Raw genomic sequence first — 18,320 nt, forward strand, 5'->3', positions numbered from 1 at the left:
ACCGACGGTCCACTGGCGCTGAGCGTGGATGTCAGTGGGGTCAACGAGCTGCGGCTGGTGGTCACCGACGCCGGCGACGGCCTCAACTACGACCACGCCGACTGGGCGGGCGCCAGGGTCACGTGTTCGGGCAGCGGCGACACGACCCCGCCTCCCGCACCCGCTGGGCTGACGGCCAGCGCGACCGGCGTCGGCATCACGTTGGGCTGGGGCGCCGCCGCAGCCCCCGACCTCGCGGGCTACCGGCTGGAGCGCGCGCCCACACCGCAAGGGCCGTTCCTGGCGGTGACACCCCAGCTCCTGACGGTCACCACCTTTGAGGACACCTTCGCGCCGGAGGGGGTCACCTCGCATTACCGGGTGGTTGCGGTGGACACCAGCGGCAACGCCTCGGCGGCGGCGACGGGCAGCGCGGCGCGGCCCCCCGCTCCGGCGGCGAACAGCCTGACCTATGCGCCGGTCGCCAGCCAGCCCTACGGGGTCTCGGAGGCACAGGGCCGCACCGTGAACGGCAAGGTGTACACCTTCGGGGGCTTCGACAGCCTCAAGGGCTGCTGCACGCCGACCGACCGCGCCTACGTCTACGAACCCGCCGCGAACACCTGGACCCCGCTGCCGCCCATGCCCGACAGGGGCGCGACCCACGCGGGCATGACCACCGACGGGGTGAACATCTATTACGCGGGCGGCTACGTGGCGAATGCCGCGTGGACCGGGCAGGTTTTCGGCACCCGCGCTGCCTGGCGCTTCGAGATCGCCAGCAGGCGATATGTCCGCCTGCCCGATCTGCCGGTCGAGCGCGCCGGGGGGCAGCTCGAATACCTGAATGGCAAGCTGCACTATTTCGGCGGCACCAACCTGGCGCGTACCCAGGATGTCGGTGACCATTACGTGCTCGATCTTGCCGCTGGAGCGCCAAGCTGGACCGCCGCCGCGCCGCTGCCCAACCCCCGGCACCACATGGGGTCGGCGGTGCTGGGGGGCCGGATCTACGCCGTGGGCGGCCAGCACGGCCACGACGGCAGCCTGGTCACCCAGGCGTCGGTGCACGCCTACGACCCGGCGACGAACACCTGGACCGCGCGGCGTGACCTGCCCTCGGCGCGCGGGCACATCTCCAGCTCGACTTTCGTGCTGGGCGGGCGGCTGGTGGTCGCGGGCGGCGAGCAGGCGCACGGCCAGCCCATCGCGGCGGTCAATGCCTACGACCCGGCGACCGACACCTGGGCCGCCCTGACGCCTCTGCCGGCTGCCCGGGCTTCCGGGGTGGCGGGGCCACTGGGCAACGGCTTCGTGTACGTCACGGGCAACAGCAGCCGCTCAGGCTGGCGGGCGGTGCCCGTCTTGCCCTGAGACGCCCCGCCACAGCGTTACGCAGGAGGCCACCCCCTGAACTGGGGTGGCCTCTTTCTTGTTCCCCGGTACGGTTCAGCGGCCCTGGGCCACCGCCGCCTCCTGGGGACCCAGCACGATCTTGGCGTCACGAACCTTGTTCTGCCAGCGCAAGAACTCCTGCCTTTCGGTCTGGAGGGTGATGGGACCCTTGAAGATGCGGTTGCCGGTACACAGGCTCTTGCCCTTGTCGTTCTCGGCGCAGTCGGGAAACCAGGTGGGGTGCTGCGCCGTCTTGGAGATCAGCGGCCTGGCCCAGCCCACCAGATTGTCGCGGATGACATTGTTGTAGAAGGTGCCGTGTTTCTTATCCCCGTGCATGTCCCAGACGTACACGCCGACATTCTGCGAGGGAATCGGACGGCCGTCGGGCAGCAGGCCGCTGGAGATCACCCGGTTCTCGAAGGCCTGGACGTTGTAACCCGCCGCAATGGCGATGCCCTGGTTGGAGGTGCCGATGATCTGGTTGCGAAAGGCGCGGATGTAGGCGACGGCGCCCTCCTTGTCCTTGGAACCGCCATCGCCCAGCATCAGGCCGCCGCCGGAATACTTGTCGCTGGTGGGCTGGGCCGGGTAGGCCCCCTGGATGTAGTTGTTGTGAATGCTGATGGGACTCTTGGCGGTGCCCCGGGCGCCGTACATGTTGATGTTTTCCTCGACCCGGCTCTTGCCCGGCTCGTTGATGATCTCGTTCCAGGCGATCTCGGCGCCGGCAATGTCTTGCACCGCGTTGAACTGCACAAACTGCACAATCTGAAATCCGGTGTCCGAGAAGCGGTCCTCGCCGTCGCTGAAGCGGCCGTCGATGTTGCGCGCCCGGTTGCGCAGGATCTTGACCGTCTGCCCTTTTGCGGGGTCGCCCAGATACTTGCGGAAGTGCATCCCAGAGGTGCCGATCAGTTCGTTGTTCTCGATCACGGCACTCTCGAATTCATCGATCAGCAGAAAGCGGCCAGGGTGACGCTTCTCGCTGGCCGGCACGCCCGGATTCAGCCCCACACCGCGCGTGTGCCGCACCGTCAGGTTGGCGCGGACGTAGGCGCTGCGGATCAGGGTGCCGCGGCTCCGGATGTTGGAATACTCGATGATCACCGGCTCGCGCGTCGCCACCTCGATGGCGGGCTTTTTGGGATCGAGGCTCTGCCAGTTGCCCCGGTACGTGCCGCCCTTGCGGATAACGATCGGGCCGTCATAGGTCAACTGGTCGGGCGCTTTCTGCGCGCTGGCCCCCAGCACGGCCGTGACCAGCAGCGACAGAGCAGCGGCAGGACGCCAACGGGCTTTTGTCATGCCCTGGAGCTTGCCGCAGGGGCCGTTTCAGAAGTGTAAACGCAGCGTTTAGGTGGCCCGGCCAGCCTCCAGGATTCCCGCCGCCGCCACCCCGGTCCAGGCCAGGGGTCCTGATTAGGCTTTCCCGAACTCCTTGATGTAGGCGCGGTCGAGCAGCGCGTCCCGCAGCGCTTCGGCGGTCAGCCGGGCCGAGGCCCAGTTGAGGTTGCGGTGTTTGGCCAGGCCTGCGTACCCGCGCACCGCGAACGACCAGAAGCGCACCGCGAACCACAGCGGTGAGGTCCCGTAGCGCCGGCGGATCAGCAGGCCGTTGCGGATGTGGTAGTAGTGCTTTTGCGGGTTGTAGGGATGGCGGCCCGGCTTGCCCGACAGGCTGCCGTGGTGCCAGATGCGGCTGGCCGGAATCAGCCGGATGCCGATCCCGTGTGCGCCGAGCCGCAGGGCGTATTCCGAATCGTCGGACATGAAAAAGAAGTCGTCCACCGGGAGGCCCACCCGGCGCACCGCGTCCGTGTGGATCATGGCCCCCACGAAGGTGAACAGGTCGATGGGCGTGGACGGCAGAGCGTAGCGCTCGGCAGGCACCCAGGACTCGACCAGCGAGACGGGGTCGAAGTTGCGGCGGTGACCCACGTCGTACCCGCCGTCGCGGGCGACCACCGCGCCGCACAGCGCCTCGCTGTGGCCCGTCCATTTCATCAGTTCGGCGTGGGCGTCTTCCTCGGCAAAGCAGTCGTCGTCCATCACCCAGACGTGGCGGTAAGGCCCTTTGAGGGCCTCGCGGACCCCGTAGGCAAAGCCGTAGGCGCCGCCCAGGTTGTGTTCCAGCCGCAGGTAGGTGACGCGCTCGTGGTCGGGAACCACGTCGGCGGTGCCGTCGGTCGAGGCGTTGTCGATCACGTAGATGCGCGCCAGCGGCTCGCTTTGCCGCAGCAGCGTGTCGAGGCAGCGGGCGAGCAGCGCCTTGCGGTTGTAGGTCACCACCACGGCGGCGGTGCCGCGCAACTCGCCGTCCCCGGCCCAGCGCTCCTCCGGACGCGGCAGCGTCAGCCCCAGCGGGGTCGGCAGTGCGGTCCCCGGCGGCGTGCTGGCGGGACGCGGGGGGAGGAGGGGTCGGGCCGGAAGCGTGGGGGTCGTCATGAAGTCTCCTGGGAGAAAAGGGAAGCGGGATCAGCCGGCGCTGCGGGCGGCATCCGCAGAGTCACGCACAGCGCCGAGGCTCCGGCGGACCGCTCAAGCAGCCGGACGGTGTAGCTGAAGCCGGGGGCCTCGGGGTCGGTCAACGTGCGCACTGCCCCCGGGGCGCTCTCCGGGCGGTCACCTTCCCCGGGAGGCGGCCCGGCGGCCTGAAAAGTGTGCTCGCGCAAAAAGGCGTCCAGCGCCTCTGCGAGCGCCGCGCGGTCCAGCGAACTGACGAAGCTGTAGCGGATCAGCCGCCCTGAGACGGGGGGCGGTTCGCTGGACGCCGCCTGCCGGTCTGTCCCCGCTGCGCCCACGCCCAGGCACTCCGGGGTGTCCTGCACGGTCAGCGGCAGGGTGGTGGCGAGCTTGAACACGAAATAGAAGTTGCGGGTGCGGTACAGGGCCGCGCCGTCGGCCGCCTGGGCCAGGGCGGCCTGGGCCGGAACGGGCTGCGTCGGGGCAGCTTGCGCCCCGGCCACACCGGGCAGCGTCAGCAGGGCGGCGGCGAGCAGGGTGAGGGGACGTCTGGATCTCAGCATGATGCCTCCAGGGAAGGGCGGGAGAGGAGAAGGAGGACTCACGTGTGCCCCTGCGCGCGCCAGGCGGCGAGGCGCGCGGCGGCGGGCTGCCACACCCGCAGGGCGTAGCGCCGCAGTTCGGTATCGGGACCCAGGAACACCACCAGCGCGACCAGCAGGCCGCCGACGACGAGTTCCAGCCCAAACAGCACGAAGACCCCGGTCCCGGCTGCACGCAGGCCCGCCACGACTGCAAACAGCACCGCCCCCACGCCCAGCCCCGCCGTGAGGCCCAGGCCGTAGGCGCGCAGGCTCTCGCGGCCGCTGCCGGGCAGAATCCGGGCCGCCACCCCCACGTACGCCAGGCTGTTGAGCACGGCCCCCGCCACCAGCACCCAGGCAAAGGCCACGACCCCCAGGCCCAGCCGGGTGACCACCCAGAACGCCGCCGCCAGAAAGAGCATCTGCGCGACCTGAAGGGCGATCTTGATGTCGAGCTTGGCGGTCGCCTCGGCCACGATGGCGGCCACGTTGGCCAGAATCGGGAAGGGCACGTACAGCGCGAACGCCTGCACGATGGGGACAGCCGCCAGGAAGCGCTCGCCCAGCAGCACCCGCACGATCTCGGGCGCGCACACGAACAGCCCCGCCGAGAAGGTGAACAGCACGCTGGACAGTGCCAGCAGGCTCGACCCGTAGGCCCGGCGCAGCCGCCCAGGCTGGTCCTGAAGGGCGCTGAAAGACGGCACCAGCACCCGCAGCAGCCCCCCCGACAGCCGCATCACCGGCATTCCGGCGACGTCGAACGCCCGGCGGTAGAGGCCCAGCGCCGCCGCGTCGAACACCCGCGCGATCACGAACACCGCCATGTTGCCGCTGAAAAACTCCAGCAGCCGCAGCACCGAGGCCCGCACCCCGAAGCTGTACAGGTCGCGGTACGGCGCCAGCCGGAAGGTCAGCGCAAAGGGGTGGCGCACGTAGGCGTAGCTCACGGCCAGTTGAATCGCCCAGCTCGCCCCCGCGCTGATGACCAGGCTCATCGCCCCGAAGCCCAGGTAGGCGGCGCCGATGCCCAGCACCCCGTGCCCGATCACGTACCCGCCCACCTCGGCGGCCATCAGCGGCTTGAAGCGCAGCTCGCGGCGCAGCAGGCTGGTGGACACCAGCGCCAGCGACGCGACCACGTAAGTCGCCGCGAAGCCCCGGAACACCGGCACCACGTCGGGATTGCCGGTGTAGTTCCCCACCAGCGGCGCGGCCCACCACATCACGGCGGTCAGCACCACACCCAGCACCAGCGACGACGTGAACGCGGCGCGGATGTGCTCGGGGGTGAGGTCGCGCCGCTGCACCAGGGCGTTGGCCACGCCCAGCTCCGTGACCACCGCCCCGAAGGTCGCCAGCACCGAGGCGATCGCCACCACGCCGAACTCGCCGGGCGTCAGCAGGCGCGAGAGCAGCGCCGTGGACAGCGGGGTGAACACCAGGTTCACGAAGAACCCCAGGTAGCTCCATTTCAGGGCGCGGACGGTCTTGTCCCGCAGTTCCGTCACAGCGAAGCTCCACGGGCCAGGTGCCGGGCAAGACCCGCGGCGGCGGGCAGAAAGACTGTGCGCGGGCACCGGGAGAAGCTCATAGGCCTCCAGGCTAGAAGCTGCGCCGTTACACGAAGGTAAACCCCGGCTTCGCGCCTGTCAGAGGGACTCTGCCCGGCCTGAATCCGGGAAGCCACCCGGGGGCCAGCGCTGAGGCAACGGCTCCTGTCCCCCGCCCCGGCCTCAGCTTTTTTCAGGCAGGCGCTGGGCGAACCAGGCCACCGTCTGGGCCAGGCCCTCGTCCAGCGGGGTCGGGTCACCGAACTGCGCCCGGTACGCGGCGGGGTCCAGCAGGGAGCGGGCCACGTCCCCCGGGCGCGGGGGGGCGTCGTGGATGGGCACGCTGTGCCCGCTGACCCGGGTCAGCCGCGCGGCGAGTTCAGCGGTCGTGGTGGGCTGGCCGGTGCCGATATTGAGCAGTTGCGCCGACAACTCGCCCAGGCTGGCGCGCAGGTTGGCGCGGGCCACGTCGCCCACATACACGTAGTCGCGCACGCAGCCGCCGTCGCCAGGCGCGTGCATGCCGTGGATGCGCAGGGCCTCTCCTGCCAGGGCACGCTCGCAAAAGATCGCCACCACGCCCGCCTCGCCGTGCGGATTCTGGCGCGGGCCGTACACGTTGGCGTAGCGCAGCACGCTGTAGTCCAGACCGTACTGGGCGCGGTAGGTGGCCAGGTAAGTCTCCCCGGCCAGCTTGCTCGTCGCGTAGGGGCTGTACGGGCGCGGACTGCGGTGCTCGTCGGCGCGCTCGCCTTCCGGAAGGTCGCCGTAGATCGCCCCCCCGGTCGAGGCGAACACGAACCGTCCCACCCCGAATTCGCGGCAGGCTTCGAGCAGGTGCAGGGTGCCCAGCACGTTCGTCTCGGCGTCGAGCAGCGGCTCGCGCACGCTGACCGACACGCTCGCCTGGGCCGCCTGGTGGTTCACCACGTCGGGCCGGAAGTCCGCCATCACTGCGCGCACCGCCTCCCGGTCACGCAGGTCGGCGACGTGGAGCGCCGCGCCACCGGGCACGTTGGCCCGCGAGCCGCTGGACAGGTTGTCGAGAACCGCGACCTCGTGCCCTGCGTGCAGGGCGAGGTCGGCGATATGGCTGCCGATAAAACCAGCGCCTCCGGTCACGAGTATTCGCATGGGAAACCTCCTGATGAGCTGGCGCCGGGGCCAGCGGCCCTGGGCAGCTCGCCGCCCACTCTAGCGGCCCGGGGGGTCACCCCGCGCCCACCGGCCGGGAGACGGCGGCCTCCCAGTCTCGCCCGCGTCTCAACGCTTCAGCACAGGCTGGAAGGCGCCGTGGCGGGACGCGGGCGCCGTCTTGTGGGTGGGCGGTCCCAGCGAACCGAGCAGCCCTTCCCACTCGGCCACGATCTGCTGGGGGCGGAAGCGGGACGCCGCCGCGTGGCTGCGCCCGCTGAGGCGGACGCGCCGGGCCGGGTCGCTCATGGCGTCCCGCAGGGCAGCGGCCAGCGCCGCCGGGTCCTGGGGCGGGACCAGCAGGCCGCTCACCCCGTGCTCGATCACCTCACGCGGGCCAGTCTCGCAGTCGAAGGCGACCACCGGCAGCCCGTGCGCCTGGCATTCGAGCAGCACCATCGGCAGCCCCTCGTAGCGCGAGCTGAGGCAATACAGGCCCGCCGCCCGGTACTCGGCGGCCATGTCCTGCACCTGTCCGGCGAACACCACCCGCCGCAGCCCGGCGCGGTCCACCTGTGCCCGCAGGTTGGCCTCCTCCTCGCCGCCGCCGCCGACGATTCGCAAGGTCCAGTCGGGAAAATCCTTTTCCAGCCGGGTCCAGGCGTCGATCAACAGGTCGAAGCCCTTTTGCTCGGTCAGGCGCCCGGCAGCCAGCACGACGCGCCGCTCGGGGTCGTAGGGGTTGGCAGGCTCAGGCGCAAAGGGCAGCGGGTTGGCGATCACCTCCAGCCGGGCGCGCAATCCCGGCAAGCCCCCCCGCCACAGCTCGGCGTCGCGCCGGGTCAGGACGACCACCGCCCGGGCCAGGCGGGCGGTCAGGCGGCGGGCCAGCCGCCAGCGGTTCAAGGCCCCGCGCGGCCGGTTGAACACCGTGTTGAAGTTGAAGTGCTCCCAGGCCACGCAGGCCACCCCCAGCCCGGCGGCGGCCGGCAGCGCCAGCAGCATCACGCTGGTCTCGGCCCCGATCAGGAGGTCGGTGGGGTGGCGCTGGAGGTGGGCACGCAGGGCGAGCACATCGCGCACGAAAGTCTGCTTGAAAGACCCCTTCTCACGCCGCAGGGCGTGGAGGTGAACGGCGGGATGCAGGGGAAAATGACTCTCCCCGCCCCAGGTGGTCACCACCCGGACCTGATGCCCACGTGCGGCCAGGCCGCCCGCGATCAGGGTGGTGGCGCGCTCCACGCCCGCAGCCGCTTGCAAGGTGTAGACGACAAAGGTGACGCGCAGCGGTGGGTCCGGTGACATGGCAGCTTCTCTCCTCGCGGCCCCGGCGGAAGGCCGCCTCAGGCCGCCGTTCCCCGGGCCGCCGACGGCCGCAGCCGCGTCAGGAGCCGCTCGGCGGTCAGGCGCCAGTGACGGCGCCGCTCCTGCGGCAGCAGCCAGGTGGCGGCAAAGCGCGCGAGTTCGAAGGCGCGGGGCCGGGCGCCCAGCACCGCCGCCGCCGTCTCGCGCAGGGCGCCCGGCTGCCCGCTCTGGGCCGCGAAATGCGCGACGTGAAAAACCACGAAGCCCACGAAGGCGCGGTCGCTCATCAGGCCCTGCGCCCTCAGGTCGCGCGCCCAGGCCAGCGAGGGCCGCCAGCTCACCGAGGTGCCCAGGTGGGGCCGCGCCTCGTGGAAATGGTAGGTCGCCAGCACGTCGCCCACGCCCACCACGCCCGCGCCGGGCACCCGGGAAGCCCAGATCAGCCAGTCCCAGTCCTCGTGGCGGTACAGCCCCGAACGGAAGGGCATCTTCTCGAACAGGTCGCGCCCGGCGAACAGCACGGTGCTCATCAGGGTGAGGTTGGGACTCAACCAGCTCTCGCGGGCCATCAGGTAGTCGGCGAGAGGTTCGCCTTCTCGCGGAAAGCGGGCCGGTTCCTGCCGGGTCGTCTGGCCCTCGGGCAGGTCGTAGCGGCACACCACGATGGGGTGGCGCAGCCCCGAGGCCAGCGCCGCTTCCCGCTGACGCGCGAGCTTGGCGGGCGCCCACTCGTCGTCGTCGTCGAGCAGGGCGACCCACTCGGCGCGGGCGTGCCTCACCCCGATGTTGCGCGCCTCGGAAGGCCCCACGTTCTGCGGCAGGGCGACCACCCGCAGCCGGGGGTCGGCCACTCCGGCCAGGGCCGCCAGCGTGGCGGGGTCGGGACCGTCCACGACCACGATCACCTCGATCTCGCCGAGCGTCTGCGCCAGCGCCGTCCTCAGCGCCCGGCTCAGCAGCAGCTCCGGACGGTGCCGGGTGGGCACGACCACGCTGACCAGGGGAACGGGCACCCCAGCGGGGCGAGGTGCAGGCTGGGTCACGCGCCCACCTGCGCGGGCGAGCGGACCTCCTGCGGCCCGGTCCCACGGCTCAGCTCGCGGAAATACGCCACCGTGCGGTCCAGGCCCTGCTCCAGGGTCACCTGCGGCGCCCAGCCCAGCCGCTCACGGGCCAGGGTGATGTCGGGGCGGCGCTGGCGGGGGTCGTCCTCGGGCATGGGTTCGTGGATGATCGGGAGGCCCGGGTTGATGCGGTCGCGGATCAGCTCCGCGAACTGCAAGATGGTGTACTCGTCGGGGTTGCCGATGTTCACCGGACCGTGGTGGGGCGCTTCCAGCAGCCGCACGATGCCCTCGACCAGATCGTCCACGTACTGGAAGGAGCGGGTCTGCGCCCCGTCGCCGTACACGGTGAGGGGACGGCCTGCCAGCGCCTGGTTGATGAAGTTGGTCACCACCCGGCCGTCGTCGGCGCGCATCCGGGGGCCATAGGTGTTGAAGATCCGCAGGATGCGGGTGTCCACCCCGTGGTGACGGTGATAGGCCATCGTGATCGCCTCGGCGTAGCGTTTGGCCTCGTCGTAGCAGCTGCGCAGGCCATTGGGGTTGACGTGCCCCCAGTAGCTCTCGGGCTGGGGATGCACCTGCGGATCGCCGTACACCTCGGAGGTGGACGCCAGCATGAAACGCGCCCCGCAGCGCCGGGCCAGCTCCAGGGTGTTCTCGGTGCCCTGGGCGCCCACCCGCAGCGTGTCCACCGGGTGCTGCTGGTAGTGCGGCGGGCTGGCGGGCGAGGCGAAGTGCAGCACCGCGCCGAAGCCCCCCTCCTCGTCCGCCAGCCCCTCGGGCAGCCCCACGCTCACGTCGGCCTCCACAAAACGGAACGCCGGGTACCCGCCCAGCAGCTCGGTATTGCGCGTCTGCCCGCTGAGGTAGTTGTCCACGCCGACCACGCGGTGGCCGTCTTTCAGAAAGCGTTCGGCCAGGTGGCTGCCCACGAACCCCGCGCTGCCGGTCAGCAGGATGTTCATGCCGACGCCTCGTGGACCAGCACGCCGGGCGCACGCTTGCCGATCTGCTCGACCGTCCCGACGGGGAGGGCCGCCGTGATCACGCGCCGGGTGTCGATCACCAGGGGGTTGCGCATCCGGCGCAGGGCACCCGCCCAGTCAAGCTGGCGGTACTCATTCCACTCGGTCATGATGATCGCCGCGTCCGCGCCGTGCAGGGCCGCTTCGGCCGAGGCCGCCTCGTGGTAGCGCAGGTGACGCCACTCCTCACGGGCGCGCGGCATCGCGATGGGGTCGTGGGCGACCACCTGCACGCCGAGTTCTCCCAGGCGGGCGATGCAGTCGTGGGCGGGCGAGTCGCGCAGGTCGTCGGTGTTGGGCTTGAAGGCCATGCCCAGCACCGCCACGCGCTTGCCCTTGAGCCGGTGCAGGTGCTGCTGGAGCTTGGTGATCACCAGCTGGCGCTGGCGCCGGTTGATCTCCACCGCCGCCGCCAGGATCGGCATGTCGTAGCCGTACTCGCGCCCGATGGAGATCAGCGCCGAGGTGTCTTTGCCGAAGCAGCTGCCGCCCCACCCCGCGCCCGCCTCCAGAAAACGAGGTCCGATGCGCTGGTCGTGTCCGATGCCGCGCGTGACTTCCGCAATGTCGGCGTCCACCCACTCGCACAGCCCGGCGATCTCGTTGGCGAAGCTGATCTTGAGCGCCAGGAAAGCGTTGGCCGCGTACTTGATCATCTCGGCGCTGCTGAGGCTGGTCGTGACGAGTTCGGGGCGGGTGTAGCCGGCGGGCCGGGGCACGTACCCCGGCGCCTCGAAGCTCTGGTCGAGCAGCGGCTCGTACAGCCGCACGAGCTGCGCGATGCCCACCGGGCTGTCGCTGCCCAGCACGATGCGGTCGGGATAGAGGCTGTCGTGCATGGCCGTGCCCTCGCGCAGAAACTCGGGGTTGCTGACCACCAGGTAGCGGCCCTCGTGGTAGTCGGGGGCGTGCTCCTCGAGCATCCGGGCCACCCAGTCGCCCGTGCCGATGGGCACCGTGCTCTTGTTCACCACGACCTGAAGCTTGCCGTTGAGGTGCCCCGCGATGCTCTGGGCCGCGTCGGCCACGTAGCTGAGGTTGGGCTGACCGCTGGGCAGCGGCGGCGTGCCCACGCAGATAAAGATCACGTCCGCATCCGGAATCGCTTCCGCGTAGCTGGTGGTCCAGCGCAGGCGGTCGCCGCTGTCGAGCATCAGCTGATCGAGATGCGGCTCGTAGATCGGGAGCTGCCCACGGCGCAGCATCGCTACCTTGTTCTCGTCCACATCCAGCCCGACCACGTGATGGCCGAGGTAAGCCAGCATGATCGCCGTGCCCAGGCCCACATATCCGGTTCCGACCACGGCGACCTGCAACGCTCTGGTGTCCTGCATCATGCTTCTCTCCCTTCCCTTCCCTGACCTTCCCTGGCGGTGCCGGTCGGGCGAACTGTCGTGTTTGGCCCCTCTGGCCGGTCATCGTCAGGCCCACTCTTCAGACTGGGCGCCGCTTTGTGGGCACACCGTAGAAAGCCGGGCGCTAAAGGAAAATAAATCGGGGGCCAGTGGTGGCCCCCTTTCTCTGAAACACCCCCAAGCGGGGGGAACGTCTCAGCGCAAGGGGGTCAGGGGACGGTGGCGCAGGTACCAGCGGTAGGTTTCTTCCAGCCCCGCCCGCAGCGCCGTGGAGGCTGCCCAGCCCCGGGCGCGCAGGGTGTCACCCGTAAAAGCTCCCCGCGCCGCGACCGGGGGGACCCGTGGGTCGGCCTCGAAGTGGCCCACGTAGCCGGTCAGCGCCCGGACCGCGCCCGCGAGGTCGTGCAGGCTGGTGGACACACCGCTGCCCACCTGCACGGCCCCGGCGCCCGCAGGCTGCTCGGCCAGAAAGAGGCAGGCGTCGGCCATGTCGCCCACGTACAGCAGGTCGCGGCTCCAGGTGCCGCCCGGCCAGCGCACGGAGGGCGCGCCCGTCTCGCGTGCCCGCAGCAGGTCTCCGAGCAGCGCGAACACCACGCTGCTGCGCTGGAGGTCCTCGTCGGCATGGGGGCCGTACAGGCTGCTGAACACCACGCTCACGAAGTCGCAGCCGTACTGGCGGCGGTAACTGTCGCACAGCTCGGCGGTGGTCTGGCTCACCACCGTGCAGACCCGCTGGGTTTCTTCCAGCAGTTCGGCCTGGAGGTAGCTCACGTTCAGTGGCAGGGCGCCCAGGTCGGCGTAGGTCGAGCTGCAATCCAGGCACAGCAGCTTTTCCACGTCATAGAGGTAAGAGGCGTGGATGACGTTGGTCATCACCATCAGGTTGTCGCGCAGCCACTGCGCCGGGTACATCGAGTCGGTGACCGAGCCGCCCACCCGCACCGAGGGCACGAAGACGTAGTCCGGCAACTCGCGCTCGAAAAAGGCATTGACCTCGTCTTTCTCGCGCAGATCGAGGCCGCCGCCCGCGCGGGCGACGTTGTGGTACCCCAGCTCCCCCAGCCTGCGGACGATGGCCTGGCCGACAAACCCGCCCGACTCGGCCACAAAGATCTTGGTCTCGGGAGCGAGATTCATGGGCGGGCCACGGCGGCGCGGGCGCGGCGCGGCAGCGGAGAACGCCAGGGGGAAAAGCGACGTGGGTACGTTATGGGCACGCGGAGACTCCTATCCGTTATCCGTACAGTTCGTGACGTTCAGTGCCGTCGGGAAGCCGCGCGTGAAAGCTTCTCAGGCGGGTGTATTGCAGCAGCAGGTTCGCCAGGAAAAGGGGATTGAGCAGCACGTAGCGCCGCCACAGCCGCCCCGGCTCCTGCGAGAGCCGGAAAAGCCACTCCAGCCCCCGGTCCTGCATGAAGCGCGGCGCCTGCGCCAGCGTTCCGGCGTGAAAGTCGAAGGCGGCCCCGACCGCCAGGATCGGCCGCGAGAGCAGGTCGCGGTACTCGAAGGCCCAGACCTCCTGGCGGGGACACCCCAGCCCCACGAACACCGCGTCCGCCCCCGACTCGCGGATGCGCGCGGCGATCTCCTCGCGCTCCGGGAGGGTGGTGCGGCGGAACTTGGACGCCTCCATCCCGGCGATTCTCAGACCCGGAAAGCGGCGCTGGAGGTCGGCGGCAAAGCGCGCCAGAACCGGCGGCTGGCTGCCGTACAGGTACACGCTGAGGCCTTCTTTCGCCAGCGCCTCGGCGGTGCGCAGCGTCAGCTCGGGACCGTACACCCGGTCGGGCAACTTCTGACCGTACAGCCACCCCAGCGCCCAGCGCACCGGCTGGCCGTCGGGCACCACCAGGTCCAGGCCGTTGAGGCGCCGGGCGTGTTCGGGGTCCTGAAAGCCGGTCATGACCCCGTGCACCGCGAGCGCGCTGACCGCGAAGGGCCGCTGCTGGCGCGCCGCTTCCATGATCGCGTGCACCGCGTAGTCGTAGTCCACCGCGTGGACGTTGACGCCCAGCACCGCGTGCTTGCCCCCATTGATGCCGCGCTGGATCACGCGCCCACCCAGCGGTCCTGGTTGAGGGCGTGCATCTCCTGCAGGATGCGCGGCACGTCGTAGGAGATGCCCCAGCCGGGGTAATGCGCCTTGAACTTGCGCAGGTCGCTGACATACCAGATGTGGTCGCCGCTGCGGTTGTCGTCCACGTAGCTGTGCGTCAAGGGGCGCCCGGTGATCTCCTCGCACAGGGCGATGGCCTCCAGCATCGAGCAGTTGCTCTCCAGCCCGCCGCCGATGTTGTAGACCTCGCCCGCGCGGGGCCGCTGGTAGAACTCGTAAAAGGCCGCGATCAGGTCGGCCGAGTGGATGTTGTCGCGCACCTGCTTGCCCTTGTACCCGAAGACGGTATAGGGCTGGCCGGTCATGGTGCATTTCATCAGGTAGGCCAGGAAGCCGTGCAGCTGGGTGCCCGAGTGGCTGGGGCCGGTCAGGCACCCTCCCCGGAAGCAGACGGTCGGCATGTCGAAATAGCGCCCGTACTCCTGCACCAGCACGTCGGCGGCCACCTTGGACGCCCCGAACAGCGAGTGTTTGCTCTGGTCGATGCTCATGTGCTCGTCGATGCCCTGCGCCGCCGGGTGCGGGGCCTCCACGTCCCAGCGGGTCTCGCGCTCGATCAGGGGCAGGCGGTTGGGCGTGTCACCGTACACCTTGTTGGTGGAGGTGAAGATAAAGGGCGCCTGCGGGCAGTGCTGCCGCGCGGCTTCCAGCAGGTTCAGTGTCCCCGTCGCGTTCACCGAGAAGTCGGAAAAGGGGTCGCGGGCGGCCCAGTCGTGCGAGGGCTGCGCGGCGGTGTGGACGATCAGGGAGATCTCAGAGCCGTACTGGGAAAACAGACGCTCGATGGCGGGAAAGTCGCGGATGTCGAGGTCGTGGTGGACATAGCCCGGCACGCTGCGCTCCAGCCGCTGCTGGTTCCAGCGGGTCGAGGCCTCCGGCCCGAAGAAGAACTGCCGCATGTCGTTGTCGATCCCCACGACCTGCATCCCCAGCCCCGCGAAGAAACGGACGGCCTCGGAGCCGATCAACCCAGCTGACCCTGTAATCACTGCAACACTCATGCCTGTTACCTCGCCTAGAACTCTGGATCGGGGGGAATGAAGGATCACGCCTCAGACGCGGGGAGCGGCCCTGCACAGGCCCCGGCGACCGGCCGTTGCCTGGCCCCCGCCACTTCCCCACGCCACATTCCAGCAAGCCGGAAGGGTGCGGCCATGGTGCGCGGCCCTGCGTTAACTCCTCGCTAAACCCCCGCCAAACCCCAAAGCCCAGGGCCAGCGGGCAGTGGTCCCGCCCCCAGGCGTGCCCCCGCAGGAGCGCGGCGGAAGAGTTCTAGTCTGTCCTGGCGGACTGTCTGTAAAGTCTTTCACAGCCTTACCGCTCCAGCGAGGGGCAGACCTAAAAAACGAAGGCCAGCGTCAGCTTGCTCACAAGACACACATACTGCTAGAGAGCACCCGGGCAGGCGGCGGACTTTAGATCCTCTTTAACCTCGCGCTGGACTCGACAGGAGAACCCGTCGGACAGCACTCGCTTTGGCTTAGCTGTCACACATGGTCGATCAGGATTCCGGCGGGCAAGGTAGGCCGGGTTGGGGAGGGGGCGCGTCAGCTGACCGATTCATGAAGGTTAATACAGGCTTAAAAGGAAGCTCCGTTCCAAGGTCAGCGCATGAGAATGAAGTAAGGTGGTGGGGTATCCGACGATTGCCTGCCCACTGTGACAGCTTTCCGATCACGGCCCCGCCGTCGCGGTTTCAAATTTTCCCGCAGCCGCCTTCTCCCGCGAGCCTTCCCGCCACGTTGCGGACTGTCCAATGTTCAGCTCGTCCGCCAGCCCGCCCGCCAGGCCATCTTCAGGTGCAAGTGCAGCGAAATGGCCGCAGGGCAAATTCGGACGGAGGTCATAAAGTGTTGACCATCCACCTTCTGGGACACGCGCACATCAGCCGCAACCAGCAACCTGTCCCGGTCTCTGCCAAGGCCGTCGCGCTGATCTCCTACCTCGCCATCGAGAAGTTGCCCCAGCACCGTGAGCGGCTGGCCGACCTGCTCTGGACGACCGCCGAGGCCCGCAAGAACCTGCGCGTCGAGCTGGCCCGCATCCGCACGGCGGGCCTCAACCTCTTTCCCGCCAGCCGCCAGCTGCTGTATCTGGAAAACGTCACCAACGATTTCGAGCTGTGGCATTCAAGGCTGGGGCAGGACCTGAACCAGGCCCAGCTGGCCGAGTGGCTCGCCATGCTGCGCGGGTTTCCGCTCAGCGGCCTGGAAGACTTGGGCAGCTCGACTTTTCAGGAATGGGTAGACCAGCAGCGCTGGGTGATCAGCCAGCAGATCGAGGACGGCCTGAGCCGCATGTACTGGCAGTACGCGCAGCGCCAGCAGACCTGGGCCATGCGCCTGATCGCCGCGCGGGCGGACACCCTGGGTTACGAACTGGGGGACGCGCCGGTTTTGTCCGCTGCCGTTCCTGCCCCCGCCGCTGCTGCGGCGCCGGCGGCCGTGCCCGTCTTCCCGGCAGCGGCCGAGCTTCGGGCGCGCGAGCTGCACTTCGGGCGCGGCCCCGAGGAAGAGATTCTGCGGGACCTGCTTCAGAAATCCGGGGCGCCGCAGGTCGTGGTGATGCACGGTCCCCCCGGCGTGGGCAAGAGCTACCTGGCCGACCGGCTGGCGGATCAGCATTCGGGCCTGACCCTGCGCGTGCCCAGCATGCGTTCGGGACGCTTGGTCCTCGCCTCGCTGGCCCAGGGGTTGATCGGTCACTGCGACCCCGAATGCAGCGAGGCCCTGCGGCGGATGCTGCTGGCCCCCACCAGCCTCGAAGAGGACCTGGTCAAGGTGGCGGTGGCGCTGGGCAAACTCAGCCGCCCGGCCCTGCTGGTGTTCGATCAGGCGCACGCCGCCCCGGCTGACCTCGCGCCCCTGATCAGCTACCTGCTGGAGGTTCCGGCAGACGGCCCCCGGCTCTTTTTGCTGCTGAGCCGTCAGCGCCCGGCCCAGGCGCCGCTGACCCGGGCGCTGCGGGGCCGCGCGCCGGGCATGTACGCCGAGCTGGAGGTTCCGCCGCTGACCCAGGCCAGCGTGCAGCAGGTGCTCGAAGCCCGCTTTCCGTCGGAGGCGGCCTCGGGGCGGCACAGCGACGCGGCGCGGCTGCTGCAACGCAGCGAGGGCAACCCGCTGCACCTGCTCAGCCTGCTCGACGAGCAGCAGGGCGGCCCTCAGGGGGGCGGCACCCATTTTCCCCAGGCGGTGCGCGACATCTATCACGCCGAGATCGACCAGTGGCCGCCCGCCCTGATGGAGGCGATGGGCCGCCTGAGCGCCATCTACGGTCCCTTCGACGGGCAGGTCGCGGGGGCCGCGCTGGGCGAGGCCCTGGCCGACTCCGCCGACACGCTGCTTTACACGGCGCTGGACAGACAGATTCTGCGCGAGGTGGAGCCGGGCGGAGCGCTCTCGCTGCCCGACCTCCGGACCCTTCCGGACCCCGACCGCCCCGAGACGCTGTACGCCTTTGCCAGCGAGGGCCTGCGCATCGCGCTGGCCAGCCGCTCGCCCCAGCTGGTCCGCCAGGATGTGCGGCGGCGCCTGGCGGCCGTGCTGGGCGAGACCGCGCCGGGTCTGGCCGCCCACTACGCGCGGCGCGCCGGCCTGACCGACGAGGCCGAGCGGCTCCAGCGGCTCTACCGGGCGGGGCTGCACCGCCAACAGCTGCCCGGGGGCAGCGGCGACGCGGCGGACGCCGGACTGGCCCGGCCGCAGCTGGTGGCTGAACCCCGGCGCCTGCCGGTACCGCCGCAGCCCCCCCTGGCCTGCCAGGGTTACCTGGTGACGCAAGACGACCGGGGCTGGCTCGACATCTCCAGCATCGGGCAATACGGGCATCCCCAGACCTTGCGCCTGCATCTGCCGTTGCCGGTTGTCGGCGCCGGGCCGGGCGCTCAGGAGGGAGCGGAGGTAACGGCCGAGCTGCGGCTGGTCTGGCGTCTCGACGTCTTCAGCGGCGGCGAGGAACTGGGACCGCCCCGCCTGCCTTTCCCGCTGCGGCTGCGGCTGGTGGACACTCCGCTGGCCCACGTGCTGACCCGCGCCCCCACCCCCGACTATCTGGAAGACGGCGTGCGCCATACCGTGCATGCAGGCGCCACCGAGGGCCACTGGATGGAGCACCGGGTGACCCTGACCTGCCGCGCTGGAAGCGCGCCCACGCTGGAGCTGAGCGTGCGCGCCCTCGACGTGGCGCTGACCCTGGGTGCCCTGAGCTGGCAGGGCCGCGACCTCCTCCCGCTGGTGTCTGGCGTTTCCGGTGGGCAACGTGGAGAGACGCAGGTGCCTCCCAGCGCCCCCCCCTCCAGGGAGATGCGCGCCGAGACGCCAGCCCCCACGCTGCGCTGAG

Annotated in this window: 14 protein-coding genes; 2 read left to right on the forward strand and 12 right to left on the reverse strand. The window is 70.0% G+C overall.

Translation table 11 applies throughout. From position 1 onward, the window contains the following. The coding region (locus tag HNQ09_RS06395; RefSeq protein ID WP_184026967.1) for a Kelch repeat-containing protein at positions 1 to 1,353 on the forward strand (1,353 nt) is incomplete at its 5' end. Between the two features lie 75 nt (positions 1,354 to 1,428). Here HNQ09_RS06395 and HNQ09_RS06400 read toward each other — a convergent pair. From HNQ09_RS06400 to HNQ09_RS06455, 12 genes are all read right to left on the reverse strand, one after another. Continuing rightward, a complete protein-coding gene (locus HNQ09_RS06400) occupies positions 1,429 to 2,682 on the reverse strand; it encodes a hypothetical protein (protein WP_184026969.1) in 1,254 nt (417 codons plus the stop codon). 114 nt (positions 2,683 to 2,796) lie between these two features. Beyond that, entirely contained in the window at positions 2,797 to 3,822 is a 1,026-nt protein-coding gene (locus HNQ09_RS06405; protein WP_184026971.1) for a glycosyltransferase, read from the reverse strand. After that, a complete protein-coding gene (locus HNQ09_RS06410; protein ID WP_184026973.1) occupies positions 3,819 to 4,403 on the reverse strand; it encodes a hypothetical protein in 585 nt (194 codons plus the stop codon). The genes HNQ09_RS06405 and HNQ09_RS06410 overlap by 4 nt, the downstream gene beginning before the upstream one ends. 38 nt (positions 4,404 to 4,441) lie before the next feature. Continuing rightward, positions 4,442 to 5,935 carry an oligosaccharide flippase family protein gene (locus HNQ09_RS06415; RefSeq protein ID WP_184026975.1) on the reverse strand — a complete coding sequence of 498 codons (1,494 nt, stop codon included), beginning with the start codon at positions 5,933 to 5,935 and terminating at the stop codon, positions 4,442 to 4,444. 225 nt (positions 5,936 to 6,160) lie between these two features. Continuing rightward, a complete protein-coding gene (locus HNQ09_RS06420) occupies positions 6,161 to 7,111 on the reverse strand; it encodes an NAD-dependent epimerase/dehydratase family protein (RefSeq protein WP_184026977.1) in 951 nt (316 codons plus the stop codon). A gap of 129 nt (positions 7,112 to 7,240) precedes the next feature. Further along, complete coding sequence (locus HNQ09_RS06425) at positions 7,241 to 8,416, reverse strand: glycosyltransferase family 4 protein (RefSeq protein WP_184026979.1); 1,176 nt, start codon at positions 8,414 to 8,416, stop codon at positions 7,241 to 7,243. 38 nt (positions 8,417 to 8,454) lie between these two features. Beyond that, positions 8,455 to 9,459, reverse strand: a complete 1,005-nt coding sequence (locus HNQ09_RS06430; RefSeq protein ID WP_184026981.1) for a glycosyltransferase — start codon at positions 9,457 to 9,459, stop codon at positions 8,455 to 8,457. After that, positions 9,456 to 10,448, reverse strand: a complete 993-nt coding sequence (locus tag HNQ09_RS06435) for a UDP-glucuronic acid decarboxylase family protein (protein ID WP_184026984.1) — start codon at positions 10,446 to 10,448, stop codon at positions 9,456 to 9,458. The genes HNQ09_RS06430 and HNQ09_RS06435 overlap by 4 nt, the downstream gene beginning before the upstream one ends. Then, a complete protein-coding gene (locus HNQ09_RS06440) occupies positions 10,445 to 11,842 on the reverse strand; it encodes a UDP-glucose dehydrogenase family protein (RefSeq protein ID WP_184027463.1) in 1,398 nt (465 codons plus the stop codon). Before HNQ09_RS06440 ends, HNQ09_RS06435 begins: the two co-directional genes overlap by 4 nt. Positions 11,843 to 12,058: 216 nt before the next feature. Beyond that, the gene (locus HNQ09_RS06445) at positions 12,059 to 13,003 is read right to left on the reverse strand and encodes an NAD-dependent epimerase/dehydratase family protein (RefSeq protein ID WP_184026987.1); all 945 of its coding nucleotides are present in this window, start codon (positions 13,001 to 13,003) and stop codon (positions 12,059 to 12,061) included. Between the two features lie 97 nt (positions 13,004 to 13,100). After that, the gene (locus tag HNQ09_RS06450) at positions 13,101 to 13,919 is read right to left on the reverse strand and encodes a WecB/TagA/CpsF family glycosyltransferase (RefSeq protein ID WP_343057635.1); all 819 of its coding nucleotides are present in this window, start codon (positions 13,917 to 13,919) and stop codon (positions 13,101 to 13,103) included. Continuing rightward, positions 13,916 to 14,983: an NAD-dependent epimerase/dehydratase family protein gene (locus HNQ09_RS06455; protein WP_184026989.1), complete on the reverse strand. Its 1,068-nt coding sequence runs from the start codon at positions 14,981 to 14,983 to the stop codon at positions 13,916 to 13,918. The genes HNQ09_RS06450 and HNQ09_RS06455 overlap by 4 nt, the downstream gene beginning before the upstream one ends. Before the next feature lie 849 nt (positions 14,984 to 15,832). Here HNQ09_RS06455 and HNQ09_RS06460 point away from each other — a divergent pair. After that, on the forward strand, positions 15,833 to 18,319 hold the full coding sequence (locus HNQ09_RS06460) for an AAA family ATPase (RefSeq protein ID WP_184026991.1): 2,487 nt from the start codon (positions 15,833 to 15,835) through the stop codon (positions 18,317 to 18,319). The last annotated feature ends 1 nt before the right edge of the window (position 18,320 follow it).

This window comes from Deinococcus budaensis, from assembly GCF_014201885.1.
Taxonomy (GTDB): Bacteria; Deinococcota; Deinococci; order Deinococcales; family Deinococcaceae; genus Deinococcus; species Deinococcus budaensis.

What these genes read in the sequence shown, in the direction of transcription:
- HNQ09_RS06425 (WP_184026979.1), bottom strand. Translation starts at nt 8,416, where the DNA reads ATGTCACCGGACCCACCGCTGCGCGTCACCTTTGTCGTCTACACCTTG.
- HNQ09_RS06435 (WP_184026984.1), bottom strand. Translation starts at nt 10,448, where the DNA reads ATGAACATCCTGCTGACCGGCAGCGCGGGGTTCGTGGGCAGCCACCTG.
- HNQ09_RS06405 (WP_184026971.1), bottom strand. Translation starts at nt 3,822, where the DNA reads ATGACGACCCCCACGCTTCCGGCCCGACCCCTCCTCCCCCCGCGTCCC.
- HNQ09_RS06420 (WP_184026977.1), bottom strand. Translation starts at nt 7,111, where the DNA reads ATGCGAATACTCGTGACCGGAGGCGCTGGTTTTATCGGCAGCCATATC.
- HNQ09_RS06400 (WP_184026969.1), bottom strand. Translation starts at nt 2,682, where the DNA reads ATGACAAAAGCCCGTTGGCGTCCTGCCGCTGCTCTGTCGCTGCTGGTC.
- HNQ09_RS06455 (WP_184026989.1), bottom strand. Translation starts at nt 14,983, where the DNA reads ATGAGTGTTGCAGTGATTACAGGGTCAGCTGGGTTGATCGGCTCCGAG.
- HNQ09_RS06440 (WP_184027463.1), bottom strand. Translation starts at nt 11,842, where the DNA reads ATGCAGGACACCAGAGCGTTGCAGGTCGCCGTGGTCGGAACCGGATAT.
- HNQ09_RS06410 (WP_184026973.1), bottom strand. Translation starts at nt 4,403, where the DNA reads ATGCTGAGATCCAGACGTCCCCTCACCCTGCTCGCCGCCGCCCTGCTG.
- HNQ09_RS06445 (WP_184026987.1), bottom strand. Translation starts at nt 13,003, where the DNA reads ATGAATCTCGCTCCCGAGACCAAGATCTTTGTGGCCGAGTCGGGCGGG.